Source organism: Acetobacter tropicalis (assembly GCF_030644465.1).
GTDB lineage: Bacteria > Pseudomonadota > Alphaproteobacteria > Acetobacterales > Acetobacteraceae > Acetobacter > Acetobacter tropicalis.
In genome coordinates, this window is record NZ_JAUYUW010000001.1 from 732,745 (window position 1) to 754,929 (window position 22,185).

At 61.2% G+C, this 22,185-nt stretch carries 18 protein-coding genes and 1 other RNA gene; 18 read left to right on the forward strand and 1 reads right to left on the reverse strand.

Annotation, left to right across the window (positions count from 1 at the left end; all coding sequences use genetic code 11):
- The first annotated feature begins 160 nt into the window (after window positions 1-160).
- Window positions 161-1,633, forward strand: a complete 1,473-nt coding sequence (zwf, locus tag QWU00_RS03250) for a glucose-6-phosphate dehydrogenase (protein ID WP_035380399.1) — start codon at window positions 161-163, stop codon at window positions 1,631-1,633.
- Window positions 1,630-2,079 (forward strand): hypothetical protein, encoded by a 450-nt coding sequence (locus QWU00_RS03255; RefSeq protein WP_035380400.1) that lies wholly within the window; start codon window positions 1,630-1,632, stop codon window positions 2,077-2,079. The genes zwf and QWU00_RS03255 overlap by 4 nt, the downstream gene beginning before the upstream one ends.
- A gap of 156 nt (window positions 2,080-2,235) precedes the next feature.
- Here the strand turns inward: QWU00_RS03255 and QWU00_RS03260 are convergent, their stop codons facing one another.
- Window positions 2,236-3,279 carry an alpha/beta hydrolase gene (locus QWU00_RS03260; RefSeq protein ID WP_052051379.1) on the reverse strand — a complete coding sequence of 348 codons (1,044 nt, stop codon included), beginning with the start codon at window positions 3,277-3,279 and terminating at the stop codon, window positions 2,236-2,238.
- Window positions 3,280-3,422: 143 nt separating this feature from the next.
- Here QWU00_RS03260 and rnpB point away from each other — a divergent pair.
- The 16 genes from rnpB (at window position 3,423) to ftsA (ending at window position 22,144) form a co-directional block, all read left to right on the forward strand.
- Window positions 3,423-3,834, forward strand: an RNA gene (rnpB, locus tag QWU00_RS03265) — RNase P RNA component class A.
- A gap of 312 nt (window positions 3,835-4,146) precedes the next feature.
- A complete protein-coding gene (gene mraZ / locus QWU00_RS03270; protein ID WP_035380402.1) occupies window positions 4,147-4,620 on the forward strand; it encodes a division/cell wall cluster transcriptional repressor MraZ in 474 nt (157 codons plus the stop codon).
- A complete protein-coding gene (rsmH, locus tag QWU00_RS03275) occupies window positions 4,617-5,633 on the forward strand; it encodes a 16S rRNA (cytosine(1402)-N(4))-methyltransferase RsmH (RefSeq protein WP_035380404.1) in 1,017 nt (338 codons plus the stop codon). Before mraZ ends, rsmH begins: the two co-directional genes overlap by 4 nt.
- The gene (ftsL, locus tag QWU00_RS03280; protein WP_035380405.1) at window positions 5,630-6,616 is read left to right on the forward strand and encodes a cell division protein FtsL; all 987 of its coding nucleotides are present in this window, start codon (window positions 5,630-5,632) and stop codon (window positions 6,614-6,616) included. Before rsmH ends, ftsL begins: the two co-directional genes overlap by 4 nt.
- A gap of 36 nt (window positions 6,617-6,652) precedes the next feature.
- Window positions 6,653-8,716 carry a peptidoglycan D,D-transpeptidase FtsI family protein gene (locus QWU00_RS03285; RefSeq protein ID WP_035380406.1) on the forward strand — a complete coding sequence of 688 codons (2,064 nt, stop codon included), beginning with the start codon at window positions 6,653-6,655 and terminating at the stop codon, window positions 8,714-8,716.
- Window positions 8,713-10,260, forward strand: coding sequence for a UDP-N-acetylmuramoyl-L-alanyl-D-glutamate--2,6-diaminopimelate ligase (locus tag QWU00_RS03290; RefSeq protein ID WP_035380407.1), 1,548 nt, complete (start codon window positions 8,713-8,715; stop codon window positions 10,258-10,260). The genes QWU00_RS03285 and QWU00_RS03290 overlap by 4 nt, the downstream gene beginning before the upstream one ends.
- A complete protein-coding gene (locus tag QWU00_RS03295) occupies window positions 10,257-11,648 on the forward strand; it encodes a UDP-N-acetylmuramoyl-tripeptide--D-alanyl-D-alanine ligase (protein WP_035380409.1) in 1,392 nt (463 codons plus the stop codon). Before QWU00_RS03290 ends, QWU00_RS03295 begins: the two co-directional genes overlap by 4 nt.
- 1 nt (window position 11,649) lies before the next feature.
- Complete coding sequence (gene mraY / locus QWU00_RS03300) at window positions 11,650-12,744, forward strand: phospho-N-acetylmuramoyl-pentapeptide-transferase (RefSeq protein WP_006558217.1); 1,095 nt, start codon at window positions 11,650-11,652, stop codon at window positions 12,742-12,744.
- Window positions 12,741-14,168, forward strand: coding sequence for a UDP-N-acetylmuramoyl-L-alanine--D-glutamate ligase (murD, locus tag QWU00_RS03305; protein ID WP_035380410.1), 1,428 nt, complete (start codon window positions 12,741-12,743; stop codon window positions 14,166-14,168). The genes mraY and murD overlap by 4 nt, the downstream gene beginning before the upstream one ends.
- Entirely contained in the window at window positions 14,168-15,334 is a 1,167-nt protein-coding gene (locus tag QWU00_RS03310) for an FtsW/RodA/SpoVE family cell cycle protein (protein ID WP_006558219.1), read from the forward strand. Before murD ends, QWU00_RS03310 begins: the two co-directional genes overlap by 1 nt.
- Window positions 15,331-16,479, forward strand: coding sequence for an undecaprenyldiphospho-muramoylpentapeptide beta-N-acetylglucosaminyltransferase (gene murG / locus QWU00_RS03315; protein ID WP_035380519.1), 1,149 nt, complete (start codon window positions 15,331-15,333; stop codon window positions 16,477-16,479). Before QWU00_RS03310 ends, murG begins: the two co-directional genes overlap by 4 nt.
- Window positions 16,476-17,909 (forward strand): UDP-N-acetylmuramate--L-alanine ligase, encoded by a 1,434-nt coding sequence (gene murC / locus QWU00_RS03320; RefSeq protein WP_006558221.1) that lies wholly within the window; start codon window positions 16,476-16,478, stop codon window positions 17,907-17,909. Before murG ends, murC begins: the two co-directional genes overlap by 4 nt.
- Complete coding sequence (gene murB / locus QWU00_RS03325; RefSeq protein ID WP_035380411.1) at window positions 17,906-18,844, forward strand: UDP-N-acetylmuramate dehydrogenase; 939 nt, start codon at window positions 17,906-17,908, stop codon at window positions 18,842-18,844. The genes murC and murB overlap by 4 nt, the downstream gene beginning before the upstream one ends.
- Window positions 18,841-19,779: a D-alanine--D-alanine ligase gene (locus QWU00_RS03330; RefSeq protein WP_035380413.1), complete on the forward strand. Its 939-nt coding sequence runs from the start codon at window positions 18,841-18,843 to the stop codon at window positions 19,777-19,779. The genes murB and QWU00_RS03330 overlap by 4 nt, the downstream gene beginning before the upstream one ends.
- Window positions 19,779-20,717 (forward strand): cell division protein FtsQ/DivIB, encoded by a 939-nt coding sequence (locus QWU00_RS03335; protein WP_035380414.1) that lies wholly within the window; start codon window positions 19,779-19,781, stop codon window positions 20,715-20,717. The genes QWU00_RS03330 and QWU00_RS03335 overlap by 1 nt, the downstream gene beginning before the upstream one ends.
- The gene (gene ftsA / locus QWU00_RS03340) at window positions 20,714-22,144 is read left to right on the forward strand and encodes a cell division protein FtsA (protein WP_035380417.1); all 1,431 of its coding nucleotides are present in this window, start codon (window positions 20,714-20,716) and stop codon (window positions 22,142-22,144) included. The genes QWU00_RS03335 and ftsA overlap by 4 nt, the downstream gene beginning before the upstream one ends.
- Window positions 22,145-22,185 lie beyond the last annotated feature (41 nt).

Sequence of the window (22,185 nt, forward strand, 5' to 3'; positions counted from 1 at the left end):
GGGGCCTGCGGTCAATTGCCTTGACAGCCGGAAGCCTTGCAGACAAACCCTGCCCCTTGCTCGCCTCCCCTTCGGGCTCGTAACAACGACAGTGTGCATCACCACTTCTGTTCCCGGCGTTTATAAGGGAACCCCACGCATCCTGCGGGAGTAAAATTTCATGGCGCATGTCAATCTGATTGACCCCTTTGACTTCATAATTTTCGGCGCCACGGGCGATCTGACAATGCGCAAGCTGCTGCCTGCGTTCCTGCGCCGCTTCCATGCCGGAGAGTTCACACAGGATGCCCGCATTATCTGCATTGCGCGCTCTGCCCACACCCCGGACAAGTTCCGCCAGCAGGTGCGGCAGGCGCTAAAGGAATTTGCGGCAGATACGGCCAAGGACACCACGCTGCTTGACCAGTTTCTCAGCATTGTCACCTACGTGGCGCTGGACGCCACCAAGCCGGACAGCAACTGGGATGAACTAAAAGACGCCCTGAAGGATCAGGCCAGAACGCGGGTTTATTATCTGGCCACCGCCCCGGCCCTGTATGCGCCGCTATGTGCTGCACTGGCCGAGCATAAGCTGATTACGCGCGCCACCCGTGTGGTGCTGGAAAAGCCAATCGGCGTGAGCCTGAAAACCGCCACCCAGATCAATGATGGCGTGGGCCGCTTCTTTCCTGAAGAGTCCATTTACCGAATTGACCATTATCTGGGAAAGGAAGGGGTGCAGAATCTGCTGGCCCTGCGCTTTGCCAACCCGGCACTGGAAAAACTGTGGAGTTCAGATGCCATAGCCCATGTGCAGATTACGGCGGCTGAAACCGTCGGCGTTGGCTCCCGCGGTGCGTATTATGACGAATCCGGCGCCATGCGGGATATGGTGCAGAACCATCTGCTTCAGGTGCTGTGCATGTTGGCCATGGATGATCCGGCCTCCCTCAGCGCGGATGATCTGCGCAACGAGAAGCTGAAAGTGCTGAATGCCCTGCGCCCCATGACCCCGGACATGGTGCGCCAGAACGTTATCCGCGGCCAGTACACTGCGGGCCGCATTGAGAACAAGGATGTGCCCGGCTACGCGGAAGATCTGGGGCATGACCGCGCGACCAACACGGAAACCTTTGTGGCCATCCGCACCAAGATCCGCACCTCCCGCTGGGGCAACACGCCGTTCTACCTGCGCACGGGCAAGCGGATGGCGGCCAAAACCACCGAGATCGTGCTCCAGTTCCGCCCTCAGGTCTGGCCCATTTTCACCAATACCCCCTCCCCGGGCCGGTTGGTGATCCGCATTGCTCCGGATGAAGGCCTCTCGCTGGTGCTTGCCTCCAAGGACCCCGGTGCGGGCGGTTTCCGGGTGCGGAACGCCGCGCTGAACATGTCTTATGAAAACCAGTTCACGATGGAATATCAGGATTCTTACGAGCGGTTGCTGCTGGATGCCGTGCGCGGCAACCCCGCCCTGTTTATTCGTCGTGATGAAGTTGAAGCCTCATGGCGATGGGTGGAACCCATTCTGTCCTCATGGCGGCAGGGACTTTCCCCGCTGGAACCTTACCCGGCCGGAAGCTGGGGCCCGGCCTCCACCCGCGCCCTTCTGGCGCGTGATGGAGCCATGTGGCATGAGGACATGCTGACATGACCGACAAACCCAAACCCTCCATTCCCCCGCGTGGGCCACTGAAGAAGCGCAGCCTGCGCCAGCACATTGTGCGGCGTCTGGCTCTGGTTCTGCCCATTACGGTGCTGATGATTGTGCTGGCCAAGAGCGGCATGATTGACACCCTGACAGACCGCTACACCTTCCGGCCCGAAAGCTGGTTTGATGATAGCGCCCTTGTGCGCCACCTGCGTGTGGTGGTGACCCATAACGGCATGTCTCATGATCGGCCGGACTGCCTGCTGTTTGTAGTGAACGGGAATGATCCGCCCAATGCCTCCCGCATTGATGTGATGCAGAAACATTCCGGCACATGCCCCGGCCCCAAGGGCGATCTGCCCAAACTGTTCACGTTACAGGTGGACCGCATGAACCGGATTATTCAGTCTGACCAAGGCTCACCGGGCACGTTCCTCCCTCTTCCATAGAAGGGTCATGGAAGCATCCCGCAGATAAAGTCTGACAACGGTTTCTCCCATCGGACTTTATCCAACGGCCTTCAAGACCATGCGGGGTGACCTCCCACCCTCAATTAACCAAACACTGAAACGGAAGGCGCGTTTACCCCGCCTTCCGTTTTCTGTTTATGGGGTAAAGGCCTTGCGTAAGGCGCGGCCGCCCCGTCTGAGCGCGAACTTACCGGGCGGCATCAGGGAATAGAAATTCAGAAACCCATGCACAGCGCCACGGCAACACAGATACTGTACGGGCACACCTGCCGCAGTTAGCGCCCGCGCATACGCCCCCCCCTCATCCCGCATGGGGTCACATTCCGCTGTGATAATCATGGCGGGGGCCAGGCCGTGCAGGTCAGGCTGGTGGCCGGGCACAAAACGCGGGGAGGTCCAGTCCTCCTCACGCGCGATATACTGATCTCCATACCATTCCATGGAGCGGCGGGAGAGAAAATAGCCTTCGGCATACAGATCATGGGACGGGAACGTTTCCGCTCCGTATAGGGATGGGTAATATAGCAGTTGCAAGGCTGGCTGGGGGCAACGGCCCGCTTTTGCATCCTGCGCTACCACTGCGGCCAGATTTCCTCCTGCGCTATCTCCGGCAACGGCTATCTTGCCGCCCCAATATTGACGGGAAAGATCTGCGAGCCATCGGTATGCCGCCAGCGCATCATCCGCTGCGGCAGGATAAGGATGCTCTGGCGCCAGACGATAATCAGGCATCAGCACCGCCGCGCCAGAACTGCGCGCGAGACGACAGCAGATGCCGTGATGGGAGTTCAGCCCACAATGCACGAACCCGCCGCCATGAAGATACAGCACGGCGCCCCGCACCCGCCCATGGGGAATATAAAGCCGTGCGGGCATAAGGCCCGCAGCACCGGGCACGGAGAGAGCGTACACCTTGCGTAAAGGCACGGAAGAAAGGCGCGTGGGGAAGGAAGGCGTATCCATGGCCTGCCGCAATGCCTTGAGAAAGGCCTCCTGCTCCTGCGTGTGTTCCACAGCTTCTTCCGGCACGGGTAACGGGTCTGGCGTGGTTGCATCGGCTTCTGACTGTTTACGCCGCCGTTGCGCTTGCCATCTGATCCACCACAGCAACAAACGCGCTGATAACGCAGGCCGTACTGGCATTGTCTCTGCGTGCAAAAAGCCTGATGGGTCCACCATGAAACGCTGCTTCTCCTTTTTATGCTCCTTAAGAGCGCACCATGCCAGCAGATACAAAGCTGTCACATCCTGTTCATAAAGGGCAATGGTGCAGCGTGTGTTTTCGCTTGACCTGGTCCGGCTCTGGCAGCAGGGTGCGCACGCCAGACGGCTGGACGGTCGCTGCCTTGCTTTGCAAGGGGGAGGAAAGTCCGGGCTCCACGGAAGAACGGTGCCGGTTAACGACCGGCGAGGGTGACCTTAGGGAAAGTGCCACAGAAAACAGACCGCCTTCCGGGTTCTGCCCCGTGGGAAACCGTGGGACAGCACTGAAGGTAAGGGTGAAACGGTGCGGTAAGAGCGCACCGCTCCTCCGGTAACGGAGGAGGCACGGTAAACCCCACCGGGAGCAAGACCGAATAGGAGCGGCAGAAACCCGCAAGGGTTTCAGGGGTTCTTTCGCCCCGTCGCTCGGGTTGGTTGCGTGAGGCCCGCTGCAAGGCGGGCCCCAGAGGAATGACCGTCCACGCCCCTTTTGGGGCCGGACAGAACCCGGCTTACAGGCCGTCTGGCATCTTCCATTTTTCTGCCCCAAAGCATGGGCTTTCATGGGTGTTCTGCCATGTTCACCCCTCAAATGAGAACATTTATAGAACAAATAATGTCAATCTCTTGTTTGGTTTTTCAGTATTGGTATTTTACCCCCCTTGAACAGTTCTAGGACAATACTTTGCAAACCGCAGTTTTCTGCTGTTTTTTCTGTTGTTTTAATTTGCTTCCCATAAAATCCCATGCTATCCCAAACATCACCATGAAAGTGGTGGAGGCGGCACCGTTCCCCGCTGTTCTGTGAACGGAAAGGTCTGACTCGGAAGGATTTCGTCTCTCGTGAGTGTGTTCCTCGGCACGCATGAAAATCGATTCGACGCCAAGGGGCGTGTTTCGATTCCAGCCGGGTTCCGCTCAGTCCTGAAGGCCCAGCATACTGAAGGCGACTCTCTGGTGATTCTCCGGCCATCGCACACCATGCCCTGCATTGAAGCCTGGCCCGCCGCCGCGTTTGCCCGCCTGACTCAACCGCTTGACCGGCTGGACATGTTTTCTGACGAACACGACGATCTGGCCGCAGCCCTGTACGCGGATGCCTACCCCATGGACCCGGACCGCGAAGGCCGTATCATTCTGCCTGATTTCCTGCGTGAACATGCCGGACTGACAGAAGCCGCCAATGCCGCCTTCATGGGTGTTGGGCGCACTTTTCAGATCTGGGAACCCGAAGCCGCCAAGCAGCGCCGTGCAGAAGCCCGCCTGCGCTCCCGTCGCGTAAGCATTCCCGCTGCTCGGGATGGCGAGGCATCATGAACGCTCTGCCTCTGTCCCTCCCCACCTCTGTCTCCAGCGGCCACATTCCCGTCATGCTGACGGAAGTACTGGAAGTCCTGAAACCGGCTGATGGCAACGCTATTCTGGACTGCACCTTTGGCGGCGGCGGATACACAACCGCCATTCTGAACGCGGCCGACTGCACCGTATGGGCCATTGACCGTGATCCGGACGCCATTGTGCGCGGCAACATTCTGGCAAAAGCCTTTGCCGAAGCCTCTGGCAAGCCGCGCCTGCACATGCTGCACGGCAGCTTTGGCACCATGCGGGATTTGACGCAGCAGGCAGAAGCCCCCGCTTTTGATGGCATTGTGCTGGATCTGGGCGTGTCTTCCTTTCAGTTGGATGAAGCCGAACGCGGCTTTTCCTTCAAGCAGGATGGCCCGCTGGATATGCGCATGGCCCGCACTGGGCGCACGGCGGCGGATGTGGTCAATACCGCAAGTGAAGCCGAACTGGCTGACATTTTCCATTTCTATGGTGAGGAACGACACGCCCGCCGCGTGGCGCGCGCCATTGTGGCGGACCGTGTTGAAACCCCCTTCACCACCACGGCGCAACTGGCGGGGCTGATCCGCCGGGTTGTGCCGTCTGACCGCTCTGGTATTGATTCCGCCACCCGTTCCTTTCAGGGCCTGCGCATTGCCGTGAATGATGAGCTTGGCGAAATTGAACGCGGGCTGGAGCAGGCGCTTGATCTGCTGGCACCCGGCGGCAGACTTGTTGTTGTGTCCTTCCATTCTCTGGAAGACCGCATTGCAAAACGTGTTCTGGGCAATGCCACCGGCAAGAGCCAGAGCTTCTCCCGCTATGACCCGCGTGCAGCCATGACAAAGGCGGATGATGCTCCCTTTGTTGCGCTGACCGGCAAACCCGTTCGTCCGGGTGATGCAGAATGTTCCGCCAACCCACGTGCCCGCAGCGCACGCCTGCGTGCCGTTGCAAAGCGCCCTACTGATGTTTCCTTCTCAGGCAAAGGACTGAATCCATGATCCCCCGGCCTTTTACTTGCTGCTGCGCTGTCCTGGCCATTGCATCGGGATTCTTTCTGTACACCAAGAAACATCAGACAACGGTTCTAGATCAGCAGATTTCCAAAATCGTGTCTGATACGGAGCGCATGCGCTCCCAGACCGCCATGCTGCGCACGGAATGGGCGCTGGAAAACCAGCCTGAACGCCTGACCCGTCTGGCCGAGCACCATCTGGCAAGCCTGCACCCCATGGACCCATCACAGTTCGTACGCATGGCGGATCTGGACAAGCACCTGCCCTCTACCGGGCGTGGTCCGGCGGAAGATCCGCGGGCTGGGCTGGTCTCTGCTACACTGGCTTCTGCTGACTCTGTTGCCGCACCTGCCGTTACGGCTCCGGTTGTGCATGCGCCTGCCGTGGTTACGGCGGATGCCAAGCCTGTAGCGCGTCATGACCGCAATGATGACGATACGGCAGAAACGCCTCGCACCCCTACCCTTGTGGCTGATGCTACTCCTGCCCATGCACGACCGCCCATTCGCGCCGTTATCCGGCATGATGTAGCACCCCACATGCTGGATGAAGACACCAGTGATGCACCGGCTCGTACGGTAGCCGCCGTTACGCGGCCTGCGCCCGTGCGCCACGCCCCCACGGTTCTGGCTGATGCCGCACGCCCGGCAGCACCCGTGGCACGGCCTGTTACCACAGTGGCCAGTCTTGCTCCGGTTGCGCAGCCTGTCACACACCGCACGGCCCCGGCTGTTGCCCATGTAGCGGCTCTGACCCCGCGCCCTGCGCCGCAGGAGAACGAGACCGAACAGCAGGTTCGCCATCCGCTGCCAGTTACGGTGGCAAGCTGGCACGCCACGCGCACGCGGCGCACCGCAGCGCCAACCACTGGCTATGTTGAAGCGCGGGCCAATTCCTCCTACAGCAGTGGCTCGTTGCTGGAGCGCGGGGGAGATGCCCTGCCGCCGCCGGTGCCGCTCACCAACTAATTTTTGTCTCTTGTCTGAAAGTGTCTATCCCCCGCAATGGCCCTACCGCCGCACGAACCTGAAAACACCTCCCCTGTGGGGCGCACTGTGCGCGTCACGGGTGATGACCTTCGTGCGCGGACCCATCGGGATCAGATGCATGTCAGACTTCTGGGGGTAGCAGGCGGCTTTTGCGTGCTGTTTGCGGTTGTGGCCGTCAAGCTGACCATCGCCACCGTACTGCACCCCATGGCACCTGAAAAACGCCAGATTGCGCCTCAGGTTCCTGAAATTCCAAAGATCGACCCCAAAGCCAGTCTTGCGGGAGATTTCTCTCTGCCGCAGGTGCATCGCGCCTCCATTGTGGACCGCAATGGCCAGACGCTGGCCCTTTCCCTGCCGGTGGCACAGGTATACGCCAACCCGCAGGAACTGATTGACCCGCAGGATGTGACACAAAAGCTGAAATCCGTTCTGAAAGATCTGGATGAAGCCGAGACTGTGCGCAGGCTCTCCCTGCCCAAACAGTTTGTTTATATCGCCCGCAACATCTCGCCCCAGCAGGAACTGGCCATCAACAGTCTGGGTATTCCCGGCATCTATTTTGAACCGGGTGAACGCCGCCATTATCCGCTTGGCCACATGGCGGCCCAGATCATGGGCACGGTGGATATTGATGATCACGGCGTGGCGGGCGTGGAGCGCTATTTTGACAAGCGCCTGATGTCTGACCATCGCCCGCTGCGGCTTTCACTGGACGTACGCGTGCAGTCCGTAGTGCGGGATGAACTGGCCAACGCCATGACCACATTCCAGGCCATTGGGGCGTGCGCCATTGTGATGGACGTGCACACTGGCGAGATTGTCGCCATGGTCAGCCTACCTGATTATGACGCGAACGAATTCAACCACGCCACAAATGATGCCCGCTTCAACCGGGCCGTGACCGGGCTGTATGAACCTGGCTCCACCTTCAAGCTGCAAACGGCGGCCATGGGGCTGGAAACTGGCACCATTCATATCTGGGACCGCTTTTCTTCCGTGCCGATCCATGTGGGCCGCTTCAAGATTTCCGACATGAAGAGCGATCATTTCAGTGAGTGGCTGACGCTACCTGAAGTGATGGCCTATTCCTCCAACCCGGCTGCGGCCCACATCGCACTGGATGTTGGCGGCAAGAAGCAGGCGGAATGGATGCGCAACATGGGCTTTTTTGCGCCCGTGCCAGTGGAACTGCCAGAAGCCGCCCGCCCGCTGGTGCCGCACCAGTGGAGTATTTCCACCACCATGACCGTTGGCTTCGGGCACGGTATGGCAGAACCGCCACTGGCCATTGTGCGCGGCACCGCCGCAACTGTGAATGGTGGCATTCTGCTGAAACCCACCCTGCTTGAACGGGAAGATGCCGCCGCCGCCATGGCTGGCAATGCCCCAGACAATCCGCTGGCTCAGGGTGTGCAGACCGCAGCCCTTGAGCAGGCCGTTGCCCAGCCCAAGCCCGCTGCGGCCGCAGAAACGCCCACCGCCCAAACCGATACTGGAGAAGAGCCTCTTCCGGCACCGGAAGGCACGCGCGTGATCTCGGAGAAGAATTCCTCTCTGTTGCGTCGCCTGCTGCGGCTGGATGTCACCAGCGGCACCGGACGCACGGCGGAATCTCCCGGCTATTTTGTGGGTGGTAAAACCGGCACGGCAGAAAAGATCGGCCCGCACGGTGGCTATCTGAAGCACGTCAATATCTCGGCCTTTACGGGCATTTTCCCCATGAATACGCCGCGTTACGCCGTGTACGTCATGCTGGATAGCCCAAAGCCCACACCCCAGACACACGGATGGACAACGGCTGGCTGGAACGCAGCACCTACTGTTTCCAAAATTATCTCCCGCATTGGCCCGATGCTTCAGATCTTCCCGGATACGGCGCATGCAGCGGAAATTGACGCCGCCATGGCGCTGCCCATGCACCCGCCAGTGCCGCGTGGCGTAAGGCCTCTGGGGCCGGGCAATGATCCCGGTGATCCGCGCAAGGCAGAGGCTGCCCGCAAAGCAGAAAAAGCGGCTGAAAAACAGAAGCTGGCCGAACTGAAGAAACAACACGGAAGCGAGGTTATGGACGAATGAGCCTTTCCCTGTCCTCATTACGCCATATCGCTGGTCTGACTGACGCGGAACTGCACGCCACAGGGCTGTCTGACGGCCACCCGTCTGATACCCTGAGCGGGAACGTAAGCGTAACGGCCATTACGGCAGACAGCCGTGCTGTAACGCCCGGCACGCTGTTTGCCGCCGTGCCCGGTGCAAAAGCCGATGGACGTGCCTTTATTGCCAGCGCCGTTGAAAAAGGGGCCGTTGCCGTGCTGGCCCCCACCGGCACCACATGGCCCGAAAACGTGCCAGAACGCCCGCTTGTATTGACCCCAAACCCACGCCACGCACTGGCGGTAATGGCTGCCGCGCTTGCGGGCCCGCAACCAGAAAACCTTGTGGCCATTACAGGCACCAACGGCAAAACCAGCACTGCGGACTTCCTGCGCCAACTATGGACACTGCAAGGACTGAAGGCCGCCGGGCTAGGCACGCTTGGCCTGACGGGGGTAGATCTGCCGCCCATCACCATGCCGGCCCTCACCACACCAGACCCGGTGGCACTCGCCAACGGTTTGGCTGCGTTGGCACGCGCGGGTGTGCAACATGTGGCGCTGGAAGCATCCTCCCACGGGTTGGAACAGAACCGGCTGGATGGCCTGCATCTTTCCGCCGCTGGCTTTACCAACCTGACGCGTGATCATCTGGATTATCACGGCACGGTAGAAGCTTACCGTGAAGCCAAACTGAAACTGTTTGCTGACCTGCTGCCCAGTGGCCGTATTGCCGCCGCCAATGCAGACATGGACAGCGTGACGCTTGATGCCCTGCGTGCCATTGCCCGCACCCGTAACCTCACCCTGCGCACGGTGGGAGAGGCCGGAGAGACAATACGCCTGATCACGCACACCCCCCTCCCCTCCGGTCAGGAACTGGTGCTGGATGTGGGCGGGCAGAAACACACGATCTCGCTCGCTTTGCCGGGCCGGTTTCAGGTGGATAACGCCCTGCTGGCCGCAGCCCTTGCCGCGCCGGATGATGCCGCACTGATGCAGATGGTGGACCTTTTGCCGCAGTTGCAAGGTGTGCGCGGACGGATGGAGCGCGCGGTTGTGCTGCCTAACGGCGCCAGCGCTTATGTTGATTACGCCCACACGCCAGATGCACTGGCCCGCCTTCTGGCCTCGCTACGTCCGCACGCCCTTGGGCGTCTGATTGTGGTGTTTGGTGCAGGCGGAGACCGTGACAAGGGCAAACGCCCCCTGATGGCGCAGGAAGCTGCACGCGGTGCGGATATCGCCATTATTACGGATGACAACCCCCGCACGGAAGATGCCACCGCCATTCGTGCCGATGTTAAAGTGGGTGCGCCGGATGCTCTGGAAATTGGGGGCCGCCGTGCCGCCATTGCCGAGGCGCTGGCCATGCTCGGCCCGCAGGATGTGCTGGTAGTTGCCGGTAAAGGGCACGAACAGGGCCAGATTATTGGCACGGAAGTTCATCCGTTTGATGATGCTGATGTTCTGCGCACGCTGGCCGGGCAAAAACTGGCGAACGCCGCTCCGGCGGCACAGGCATGAGTGTGCTCTGGACGCGGGAGGAACTGGAAGCCGCAACAGGAGGCCAGTTTACAGGAACCCCGCAAAACGATGCGGGTGTTACCGGTATCTCGATTGATACACGCACGCTGGCACCCGGAGACCTGTTTATTGCCCTGAAAGGCGATAACAGTGACGGCCACGCCCATATCGCCATGGCCCTTGAAAAAGGGGCCGCTGCCGTGATGGTGCATGACACCACGGGCCTTGCAGACCCACGCCTGCTGGTTGTGGCGGATACGCAGGAAGCGTTGCAGGCTTTGGGCCATGCCGCCCGCGCCCGGTTTGGGGGGAAGGTGGTGGCCGTTACCGGCAGTGTGGGCAAAACCACCACCAAGGACATGCTGCGCGTGGCCTTGAGTGCGCTCGGCCCGACCCATGCCGCCGTGGCCTCCTACAACAACCATTGGGGTGTGCCGCTTACCCTCGCCCGTCTGCCGCATGATGCGGCCTATTGCATCAGCGAGATCGGGATGAATCATCCCGGTGAGATTTTGCCTCTGGCCCGCATGGTGCGCCCGGATGTAGCGGTGATCACCACAATCGGGTCTGCGCATCTGGGCCATATGGGCAGTCTGGACGCCATTGCGCAGGAAAAAGCGGAGATCATCACCGCCCTGCCTGCTGGTGGCACCGCCATTGTGCCGGATGATGCCCACGGACAGGCCATATTCCACGCCGCCGCGCAAAAGGCCCATGCCACCCTGTGGCTCAGCGGCCTGAAGCCGGACAGCTTTGCACATCTGGATACTCTGAACGCGGTAGAAGGTGGTTCGACCTTTAAGGCTCATCTGGGGCAGTCAAGTGTGCCGGTGCGGCTGGAAGCACCCGGTGCGCATCTGGCCCGCAATGCGCTGACAGCCCTTGCCGTGTGTGCGGCCTTCGGGGCCGATGTTGCCCGTGCGGCAGCAGCGCTTGCCAGCTTCCGCCCCGGCAAGGGGCGTGGTGCGCTGGCCACCATTGCCGGGGGCGATATCACCCTGCTGGATGAGAGCTATAACGCCTCTGCCGCGTCCATCCGCGCCACGCTGGATGTGCTGCGCCTTCTTCCTGCCTCCCGCCATATTGCCATTCTGGGCGATATCCGTGAACTGGGAGAGTTTTCCACCGCGGAACATGCGGCACTGGCCCAGCCAGCCGCTGCTTCTGCTGATCTTGTTTTTTGCTGCGGACCTCACATGAAATCCCTTTTTGATGCCCTGCCTGACGCTAAACAGGGCGCATGGGCGGACAACGCCGCCACTCTGGCTCCTCTGGTCTGCGCCGCGCTGCGCAAGGGAGACGCCGTTCTGGTGAAAGGGAGTTTAGGCAGCCGCATGCGGGACGTGATTGCAGCGCTGACCACCCTGAGCACGGTGGAGCCTGCCTGAGATGCTGTATCTTCTTGCCTCCAATTCCATCCATGACGGGCATCTGCCCCTTTTCAATCTGCTACGCTACATCACGTTCCGCGCGGGCTGCGCCTGCCTGACGGCGCTGGTGATCAGCCTGCTGATGGGCAAACCGCTGATTGCCATGCTGCGGCGCATCCAGCGTGGTGGGCAGCCCATCCGCGCCCTTGGGCCGGAGCGGCACCTGCTGGAAAAAACCGGCACCCCCACCATGGGCGGTGTGCTGATCCTGTTCTCTCTCACGCTGTCTGTACTGGTGTGGGGAGATTTGCAGAACGGGTTTGTGTGGGCTGTGCTGCTGACCACGCTGGCGTTTGGCGCGGTAGGCTTTGCGGATGATTACCTCAAGCTCTCCCGCCGCAATACAGACGGCGTTTCCAAACGCACACGGCTAGGGTGTGAATTTGCAACCTCCCTGTTGTGTGGCTGGTGGCTGCAATCCCTGATGCCAGCAGACCTTGCCAACATGGTGGCCTTTCCGTTTGTAAAAGACCTGCTGCTGCCATTGGGCTTCGCCTTCCCCATCTTCGCCATGATCACCATTACCGGTTTTGGCAACGCCGTGAACTTCACGGATGGGCTGGACGGGCTGGCCATTGTGCCAGTGGTGATTGCCGCCATGGTGTTTGGCATTCTCTCCTACGTGGTGGGCAACCATGTATTTGCGGATTACCTGCAGGTGCATGCCGTGCCGGGCACTGGGGAACTGGCGGTTTTCTGCGCCGCTCTGGTCGGGGCCGGGCTGGGCTTTCTGTGGTTCAACGCCCCGCCTGCCTCCGTATTCATGGGTGATACAGGCTCGCTCTCTCTGGGCGGCGCGCTGGGCGCTCTGGCCGTGGCCATCAAGCATGAACTGGTTCTGTGCATTGTTGGGGGCCTGTTTGTGGTGGAAACGCTCTCCGTCGTCATTCAGGTGTTCTGGTATAAGCGCACTGGGCGGCGGGTGTTTCTGATGGCCCCCATCCACCACCATTTTGAGAAAAAAGGCTGGGCGGAACCGAAGATCGTGATCCGGTTCTGGATTATTTCCGTCATTCTGGGGATGTGCGGTCTCGCCACATTGAAACTGCGATGAACTCTTTTCCTTCCACGCTCTTCACGGGTCATCATTACGCCGTTCTGGGTTTAGGCCGGAACGGCGTGCCTGCTGTACTGGCTCTGGCCAAGGGCGGTGCCCGTGTGCAGGCGTGGGATGATGGAGAAACCGCACGCACGGCGCTGGCCCACCAATGCGCCGATCTGCCTGCGGATGTTGCCGCCCGCATAACCTGCGCGCCGATTGAAACACTTACGGGGTTTGACGGGCTTGTGCTCTCCCCCGGTATTCCGCACGTCCTGCCAAAGCCGCACCCGGTCGCCCTGCTGGCCAAGGAAGCAGGCGTGCCTATCCTTTCCGATGCAGAACTGCTGTATCAGGCCGTGCGACATGCTGGTAGCAAGGCACGGTTTGCGGGCATTACCGGCACCAACGGCAAATCCACCACCACAACATTGCTGGCCCACATTCTGGCTGAAGCCGGAGTGCCCGTAGCGGCAGGCGGCAACCTTGGGCCCGCAGCCCTTGCATTACCGCTGCTGCCCGATAACGGCGTGTATGTGCTGGAAATGTCCTCCTACATGCTGGAACGGCTGGACACCCTGCGTTTTGATGCCGCCTGCCTGCTGAATCTGACCCCCGATCATCTGGACCGCCACGCTGGCATGGAAGGCTATGCACACGTCAAAACGCGCGTGTTTGCAGGCCAGACAGAAGCCGATCTGGCCGTGATTGGCGTGGAAGACCAATGGTGCCGCGATATCGCTGCCCACCTGAAAGCTGGTCCGGCCCGCTGCATCACCATTTCCGGCGCACCTGTCACCCCACCCAGCGATGTGTACGGACAGGCCAACGCCATATGGCACAATGCCCGGAAGGTGGCGGACATTGGCCCCGCACTGCCCGGCAGCCACAATGCGGAAAACGCGGCTGCCGCCTATGCCATGGCCTCCTTCCTTGGCATCACGGACAACCAGATTGCCACGGGCCTGCATACCTTCCCCGGCCTGCCCCACCGCCAGAAAGTTGTGGCCGAGCAGGATGGCGTTGTGTTTGTCGATGACAGCAAGGCCACCAATGCGGATGCGTCCTCCCGCGCGCTGGGCTGTTACGATAAACTGGTGTGGATTGCAGGCGGCATGGCCAAGGAAGGCGGCATCGCCTCTCTCGTGCCCTATTTTCCCCGTATGGCGCATACGTTCCTGATTGGACGCGATGCGGAAGAACTGGCCGCCACGCTAGAGGCCCATAATGCGCCCTATACGGTGGTTGGTACGCTGGAAGCCGCCGTTCCGGCGGCCTACGCCGTGGCACGGCAGACCCAGACCCCGGTGGTGCTGCTCTCCCCCGCCTGCGCCAGTTTTGACCAGTTCTCGGGCTTTGAAGCCCGAGGCCTGCGTTTTCAGGAACTGGCGCGCACGGTCAGCGCCGAGACAACACCGCAGACAGGAAAGAACGGCTGATGCCTGGTTATTCCCGCAGTGATGATTCCGCTCTGGGCCGCTGGTGGCGCAATGTTGATCGCACCACGCTGATCTGTGCGTTCATTCTCATCGGGTTTGGCTACATCCTCATGATGGCCGCAAGCCCGGCGGTTGCCGTGCGCATTGGTGCATCACGCAACATGTTCATCTTCAAACAGATGATGTTCCTTGCCATTGCCGGGGTGATTGTAACCGGGGTTTCCACCCTCTCGCGCAAGGCGGTTCTACGGCTCTCCCTTTTGGGGGGCGCGCTGATGCTGGGGGCCACGGCCCTGACACTGGTGCACGGCATTGAGATCAAGGGCGCTCGCCGCTGGATCGCGCTGCCGCTGATGTCTCTCCAGCCCTCCGAATTCCTCAAGCCCTGCTTTGCAGTGGTCACGGGCTGGCTGCTGACACAGCGGCGCCTGTCCAAATATTTTCCGGGCATGCTGATCGCGTTTGCGCTGTTTGGCGTCATTCTCATGCTGCTGAAATCCCAGCCGGATATCGGCATGCTCACGGTTATTACCACCGTGTTCATGACCCAGCTTTTTGTGGATGGGCTGAGCCTTGTGCTGGTGGGCGTGGGCGTGGCCTGCATGATTGGTGCGGGCATTTCCGCTTTCTTCCTGTTCCCGCACGTGCGCTCCCGCGTGGAGCGGTTCATGCACCCCGGCGTGGGGGATCACTACCAGATTGACACCGCCCTGCGCGCGTTTGGCAATGGTGGCCTGACCGGCCGTGGCCCCGGTGAAGGCCGCGTAAAAGACCTTCTGCCCGATGCCCATGCGGACTTCGTGTTTGCTGTGGCGGGCGAAGAATATGGCATGATTGTCTGCATGCTCATTATCCTTGTGTTCGGGGTGATTGTGGTGCGTACCCTGCTGCGGCTGATCCGTGAGGATGACCCGTTTGTGGTCATCTCCGTTACGGGTCTGGTTACGGGTTTCGGGCTTCAGGCCTTTGTGAACATGGCTTCAACCTTGCATCTTATCCCCACCAAGGGCATGACGCTGCCTTTCATCTCCTATGGTGGCTCCTCCGCCATGTCCATCGCTCTGGCGGTTGGCATGGTGCTGGCGCTTACGCGGCACCAGCCCGGCAGCCGCACTCAGATCGGAAACGGCTTCATGACCACTCTCAGACAATGGCGGCCCGCATGAGCACACGCACTATCGTCATTGCCGCCGGAGGGACCGGTGGGCACTTCTTTCCGGCTGAGGCATTGGCCGATGCGCTGGCCGAACGCGGCCACCATCTGGTGTTGATGACGGACGAACGCGCCGGAAAGCGGACCGAGGGCGTGTTTGCCTCCTGCCCGCAATATGTGCTGCGGGGCGCAGGGGTGGCTGGCCGTGGCCCCATCCGGGCGCTGAAGGCTGGCACAACCCTGCTGGCCAGTGCGTGGCAGGCGCGTTCCATCCTGCGCACGATCCAGCCGGATGCCGTTGTGGGGTTTGGCGGCTATCCGTCCGTGCCACCCCTGCTGGGCGCGCGCCTGCTGGGCCGCAAGCATCCGGCGCTGATCATTCATGAAGGCAATGCCGTTCTGGGCAAGGCCAATGCCGTGCTTTCCCGCTTTGCGGATGTGATCGCCACGTCCTACCCCTCCGTCGCCAAGCTGCCCATGGGGGCCCACACCGCCTTTACCGGCATGCCGGTGCGCCCCGCCATTGCCGCGCTGGCAGGGGAAGGCTTTGTGCCACCAGGCGAGACACTGAACCTGCTGGTATGGGGTGGTTCTCTGGGCGCTACGGTGTTCGCGCAGGTTGTGCCCGCAGCCCTTGGCAAACTGCCCGATGCCATTCGCGCCCGCCTGCGTGTGACCCAACAGGCCCGCAAGGCGGATCTGGATGAAGTGCGCAAGGCCTATGCTGATATGGGTATTCAGGCACGGGTTGAGCCCTTCCTGAACGATGTGCCCGCCCTGTTGCAGAGCGCGCATCTGGTGATCGGCCGTGCCGGTGGGTCTTCCGTTGCGGAACTGACCACCGCTGGCCGCCCTTCCATTCTGGTACCGCTGCCCATTGCCGCCAGTGATGAGCAGACAGAGAACGCCCGCGCCATCACCACCGCTGGCGCCGGATGGATGATCCGCCAGCCGGATTTCACCCCCGCTGCCCTTGCCTCCCGGCTGGGCGATTTGTTCACGGCTCCGGAAGAGCTGGCGCGGGCTGCGGCCGCCGCAGCCTCTCTCGCCCGACCGGACGCCGCCACCCGTCTGGCCGATGTTGTAGAAGAATGCTTGCACCTTTCCCCCTCGCCCGCCTATCCGACACCACCCAGCCAGACGGAGTTCAGCGCATGAGAGCCCTGCCCCTTTCCATTGGAACCATCCATTTTGTCGGTATTGGCGGCATTGGCATGTCCGGCATTGCGGAAGTGCTCTCCATGCTCGGCTATTCCGTGCAGGGATCGGACATTGCGGAAAACGGCAATGTCAAACGCCTGCGCGCAGCGGGTATTCCCATCGCCATCGGGCATGACGCCGCCAATCTGGGTGATGCGCAGGTGGTTGTGATCTCCACCGCCGTAAGCCGGGACAACCCGGAAGTGGTGGCCGCCCGCAGCCGCCTTATTCCCGTTGTGCGGCGTGCGGAAATGCTGGCCGAACTGATGCGCCTGCGCTGGTCCGTAGCCATTGGCGGCACACACGGCAAAACCACCACCACCAGCCTTGTGGCAGCCGTGCTGGAAGCCGCACAGCTTGACCCCACCGTGATCAATGGCGGGATTATTGAGGCCTACGGCACCAACACCCGCATGGGTAAAGGGGACTGGATGGTGGCCGAAGCGGATGAGAGCGATGGCTCCTTCCTGCGTCTGCCCTCCGTTATTTCCGTTGTGACCAACATGGACCCGGAACATCTGGACCACTGGGGTTCTGCCGAGGCCATGGAAGCTGCGTATGACCAGTTTGTCTCCAACGTGCCGTTCTATGGGTTTGCTGTTCTGTGCATTGATCACCCAGCCGTGCAGCAGATGATCCCGCGCCTGTCCGACCATCGGATTGTCACCTACGGGTTCTCCCCACAGGCAGATGTGCGCGCTGAAAAACTGATCACCGATAAAATGGGCGCAACGTTTGAAGTCACCCTGACGGACCGCGTCACCCGCCGCACCCGCAAGGCTGGCCCCTTCCGCCTGCCCATGCTGGGTTCTCACAACGTGCAGAACGCGCTAGCCGCCATTGCCGTGGCAACGGAAATGGATATCAGCGATGACGTTATCCGCTCCGGTCTGGCCTCCTTCCGGGGGGTCAAGCGCCGCTTTACCCGCACGGGTGAAGCCGGTGGCATTACCGTGATTGATGATTACGGCCACCACCCTGTTGAAATTGCCGCCGTGCTCAAAGCCGCGCGGCAGGCCGGGGCCAACCGCGTGATTGCCGTCATGCAGCCGCACCGTTACTCCCGCCTGCAAATGCTGTTCTCTGATTTCTGCACCTGCATGAATGATGCGGACACGGTGATTGTGGCCGACATCTACGCGGCCGGGGAAAACCCGATTGAAGGCGTTGACCGTGACGTGCTGATTGAAGGGCTGCGTGAACGCGGCCATCGTTCCGTAGTGCCGCTCTCCAGCCCGGACCATCTGGCGGAAATGGTAAACGCCATCGCTAAACCCGGTGATTATGTTGTGTGCCTTGGTGCAGGCACCATCACCAACTGGGCGCAGGCGCTGCCCGCACAGCTTGCCGCGCTACAGGCTACGGCCAAAGGCGGACGCGCGGCATGAGTGCCGTCACCATGACAGATCTGGTGCAACAGGCGTTTGATGGTGCACGGGGGCGGGTCACGCCTCAGGCTCCATTGGGGCCGCGCACATGGTTCCGTGTGGGTGGCGCGGCGGAATGGCTGTTTCAACCTGCGGATACGCAGGATCTGGCTGCCGTCATGCAGAAGCTCTCGCCAGAACTGCCCGTCACGGCGCTGGGGGCATGCTCCAACGTAATCATCCGGGATGGCGGGCTGGATGGCATTGTGGTGCGTCTGGCACGCGGCTTTGCCGATGTTGTGGTGGAAGACGATGGTCTGGTGGTGGGGGCAGCGTGCCTGGACGCCACCGTAGCAGAACATGCCGCACAGGCAGGGCTGGCAGGGCTGGAATTTCTGGCCGGTATCCCCGGCTCCATTGGTGGTGCTGTGCGCATGAACGCGGGCGCTTATGGTTCGGACATCGCCACGGTGCTGGACTGGGCTGAAATTGTTACGCGGGATGGTAGCATCGTCACTCTGGAAGCCGGCGCGCTGAATTTTGGCTACCGCCGCTCAGGCCTGCCGGAGGGAGCGTTTGTTACGCGCGCGCGCCTGCGAGGCACCCCTGCCAACCCTGCTGATGTTTCTGCCCGCATTGCGGATGTCCGGGCCGCGCGTGAGCAGTCACAGCCTGTACGGGCCAGAACGGGTGGTTCCACCTTCCGCAACCCGGACCCGGATGTATCCCCCCGCAAGGCGTGGGAACTGATTGACGCTGCCGGATGCCGTGGCCTGACTTTGGGCGGCGCACAGGTGAGCGAAAAACATTGCAACTTCCTGATCAATACTGGCTCCGCCTCCGCGGCGGATCTTGAGGCGCTGGGGGAAGAAGTGCGCAAACGTGTGGCCCAGAACGCGGGTGTCACACTGCATTGGGAAATCAAACGCATTGGCAAGGCAGGAACCCCGGCATGAGCAACCCTAAACGTGTGACGGTTCTGATGGGGGGTATCTCCTCCGAACGTGAGGTCAGTCTGGCATCGGGCAAGGGGATTACCGCTGCCCTGCGCACTTTGGGCCATACCGTAACGGAACTGGATGCCGGGGCGGATCTGGCTGCGCTTGTTAATGATCTGACCGCCCAGAAACCGGATGTTGTGTTCAACGCCCTGCATGGTCGGCTGGGGGAAGACGGATGTATTCAGGGCGTGCTGGAATGGATGGGCCTGCCCTACACCCATTCCGGCGTGCGCGCCTCCGCCACCGCCATGGACAAGGCCGCCGCCCGCGCCGTGTTCCTCTCCGCCGGGCTGCCCGTGGCGGAAGGCAAGGTGATTGCCATTGAAGAACTGGAAGCCGCAGACCCACTGCCCGCCCCGTATGTGGTCAAACCCGTAAGCGAAGGGTCTTCCGTCGGGGTGTCGATTGTGCGCAAGGGCTCCAACATTCGGGAAAGCATTGTGCAAAGCTGGCGTTATGGCCCGCACGCCCTGGTAGAAGAGTTCATTCCGGGCCGTGAAATCACCGTTGGCGTTCTGGGAGATCGCGCCCTGACAGTCACGGATATCACCCCTACCCCCGGCAAGGGGCATGATTTCTATGATTATGACGCCAAATACAAAGCGGGCGGTTCTTCCCACACGCTGCCAGCACAAATAGACCCGGCGGTGGCGGAACAGGCGTGTGCCATTGCCGTGGCCGCGCATCAGGCGCTGGGGTGTTCAGGCGCGTCCCGCTCTGATTTCCGGCTGGATGACACCGGCAGCGGCCCGGCGCGGGTTGTGCTGCTGGAAGTGAACACCCAGCCCGGCATGACGGAAACATCCCTGCTGCCAGAACAGGCGGCTTATTGTGGCATCAGTTACCCGGAACTGTGCGGCTGGCTGGTTGAAGAGGCACTTCGCCGCTGATGAGAACCCCGCCTTCCCCTTCTGATCGTCCGTCACGCCTTGGCCTGTTCGCCCGGCGGCAAAAGCGGCTGCTGCGGCCTTTGGCCGGGCTTCTGGTGCTGGGCGCACTTGGGGGGGCGGGATATCTGTACCTGCAACTGCCGGGCACGCGGGAACAGCTTGCCCCCCTGCGCGACAAACTGCTGAACAAGGCGCCGCTGCGCGTCACCAGTATCAAGATTGACGGCGCGCAACTGACCAGTGAAGACACCATCCGCAAGGCGCTGGGCGTTTCCGTGGGCGAACCGGTTCTGAACTTCAGTGTAACGGACGCGCGGGACAGGCTGAATGCCCTGCCCTTTATTGATCATGTTGTGGTGGAACGGCATCTGTCTGGCGAGATTGACGTCCATATTACGGAGCGCCCGCCCTTTGCCGTATGGCAGCACAAAGAGCATTTTGAACTGATAGACCGCCAAGGCAACAAGGTGCCGGATCAGGGCATGACCGGCAAGGATGCAGAAGCCTTCACCAAACTGCCGCTGGTCGTGGGTGACGGTGCGAATGAACCCGCCGCCGCCCTGATTGATGCACTGGCACAGGAGCCGGACGTACGCTCCCGCATGGTTGCGGCCGTACGCGTGAGCAACCGCCGCTGGAACCTGACGCTGAAAGACGGCGCAACCGTGCTGCTGCCAGAAGGGGAAGAGGTTCCGGCCATTCACCGTCTGGCCAAGCTGCATGCCACCACGCACCTGCTTGACCGCCCGGTGGTGCTGATTGACATGCGCCTGCCAGACCGGCTGACCATTCGGGAAAAACCGCCAGAAGCGGCCCCACAATCAGATTCCTCCGGCAAGGCCGGGCCGGACACCACCCCCGGTCATGCCGCACAACAGAACTCCGCCCAGGGTGGCTCCTCTCACGCCTCAGCCCCCCCGCCGGGAAACCCCACATGAACGACCGCTCACGCTCTTCTTCTCCCAATTTTTCCCTCGGTGGCCGCCCGCGCAAGAAAGGGACTCCTGCCTCCTCGTCTTCCAGCCTGCGGATGAGCGGGGATGAAACCATCCTGCCGCTCCCCCCTTCCGAGGCCAACAAACGCCCGCGCACCTGGCGCAGCGGATATTCCGCCGTGCTGGATATCGGGTCCACCAAGATCACGTGCCTGATCGGGCGCGGGGAGATCAATGGCGGCCTGCGGGTAGTTGGCTGCGGCTGGCGACGATCTGATGGCATCCGCAACGGAGCCATTACGGATCTGCACAAAGCGGAAACCGCCATCCGCGCCACGGTTGGGCAGGCCGAAATGATGGCCGAACGCACCATAGACCGCGTGGTGGTCAACCTCTCCTGCGGGCACCCGGCCAGCCGGTTGTTCAATGTGCGTTGGCCCGTGGGTGGACGTGTGGTGACAGAAGCGGACATCCGCCGCGTGGTAACGGAAGGCCGCGTGCAGGCCACGGTGGAAGGGCGGGATGTTGTGCACACCCTGCCCATTGATTTCACGGTGGATGATACAGAAAACGTGGCAGACCCTCGCGGGCATCTTTGTGAAACCCTCAAGGCCCGTCTGCATATTATTGATGCCGCCTCCACCGCGCTGCTGAATCTGGAAACAGTGCTCAGCCGGGCGGAACTGAAGCTGGAAGCGCTCGTTTCTTCTCCCATGGCGTCCGGCCTGTCCGTGCTGGATGCCGACGAACGTGAACTTGGCACGACGGTTATTGAGATGGGTGGTGGCACAACGTCTCTGGCCGTGTTTGGAGAAGGTCAGATTCTGCACACCGCACAGATTGGCGTAGGCGGCCTGCATGTCACACGCGATATTGCGCGGGGGCTGAGCACGTCACTGGAGAATGCCGAACGCCTTAAAACGGTGTATGGCAGCGCGGATCTGGCCTCTGATGTTGAAGATGAACTGCTGACCGTTGAACTGCTGGGCAATGATGTGCCGCAGTTTGAACAGATTTCCCGTGCTCAGTTAGGCCGGATCATCCGTCCCCGGATGGAAGAAACGCTTGAACTGGTGCGGGAGAAATTGGATGGCGCAGGGTTGGGCAATGCCGCCAGTGGTCGCATTGTGTTGACCGGCGGGGCCTCACTTCTTGATGGCATGCGCCCCCTTGCAGAACGTATTCTGGGTTCACCCGCCGCCAAGGGCCGGCATGGACCCGCCTTTACCCGGTCTGTCCGGCTGGGACGGCCCAAGCATATTCTGGGCCTGCCTGAAAAAACCGCAGCGGCGGCAGGGTTCGCCACCGCAGCGGGCCTGCTGTCCTGGGCTGCCAGCGCCGAACGTCCGTTTGGCGATGTGGAGTTCAGGGAAGCCCCGCCATCTGGCTTTTTGCAAAAACTCGTCGCTTTTATTCGTGAGAGAGTTTGATATACTTAAAAGAATATTGACTCATCACGTCACACCGCCCT

Excerpts from the sequence above, each read along its gene's own strand:
- zwf (WP_035380399.1), top strand. The coding sequence starts at position 161 with ATGGCGCATGTCAATCTGATTGACCCCTTTGACTTCATAATTTTCGGC.
- QWU00_RS03255 (WP_035380400.1), top strand. The coding sequence starts at position 1,630 with ATGACCGACAAACCCAAACCCTCCATTCCCCCGCGTGGGCCACTGAAG.
- QWU00_RS03260 (WP_052051379.1), bottom strand. The coding sequence starts at position 3,279 with ATGGTGGACCCATCAGGCTTTTTGCACGCAGAGACAATGCCAGTACGG.
- rsmH (WP_035380404.1), top strand. The coding sequence starts at position 4,617 with ATGAACGCTCTGCCTCTGTCCCTCCCCACCTCTGTCTCCAGCGGCCAC.
- ftsL (WP_035380405.1), top strand. The coding sequence starts at position 5,630 with ATGATCCCCCGGCCTTTTACTTGCTGCTGCGCTGTCCTGGCCATTGCA.
- QWU00_RS03285 (WP_035380406.1), top strand. The coding sequence starts at position 6,653 with ATGGCCCTACCGCCGCACGAACCTGAAAACACCTCCCCTGTGGGGCGC.
- QWU00_RS03290 (WP_035380407.1), top strand. The coding sequence starts at position 8,713 with ATGAGCCTTTCCCTGTCCTCATTACGCCATATCGCTGGTCTGACTGAC.
- QWU00_RS03295 (WP_035380409.1), top strand. The coding sequence starts at position 10,257 with ATGAGTGTGCTCTGGACGCGGGAGGAACTGGAAGCCGCAACAGGAGGC.
- mraY (WP_006558217.1), top strand. The coding sequence starts at position 11,650 with ATGCTGTATCTTCTTGCCTCCAATTCCATCCATGACGGGCATCTGCCC.
- murD (WP_035380410.1), top strand. The coding sequence starts at position 12,741 with ATGAACTCTTTTCCTTCCACGCTCTTCACGGGTCATCATTACGCCGTT.
- QWU00_RS03310 (WP_006558219.1), top strand. The coding sequence starts at position 14,168 with ATGCCTGGTTATTCCCGCAGTGATGATTCCGCTCTGGGCCGCTGGTGG.
- murG (WP_035380519.1), top strand. The coding sequence starts at position 15,331 with ATGAGCACACGCACTATCGTCATTGCCGCCGGAGGGACCGGTGGGCAC.
- murC (WP_006558221.1), top strand. The coding sequence starts at position 16,476 with ATGAGAGCCCTGCCCCTTTCCATTGGAACCATCCATTTTGTCGGTATT.
- murB (WP_035380411.1), top strand. The coding sequence starts at position 17,906 with ATGAGTGCCGTCACCATGACAGATCTGGTGCAACAGGCGTTTGATGGT.
- QWU00_RS03330 (WP_035380413.1), top strand. The coding sequence starts at position 18,841 with ATGAGCAACCCTAAACGTGTGACGGTTCTGATGGGGGGTATCTCCTCC.
- QWU00_RS03335 (WP_035380414.1), top strand. The coding sequence starts at position 19,779 with ATGAGAACCCCGCCTTCCCCTTCTGATCGTCCGTCACGCCTTGGCCTG.
- ftsA (WP_035380417.1), top strand. The coding sequence starts at position 20,714 with ATGAACGACCGCTCACGCTCTTCTTCTCCCAATTTTTCCCTCGGTGGC.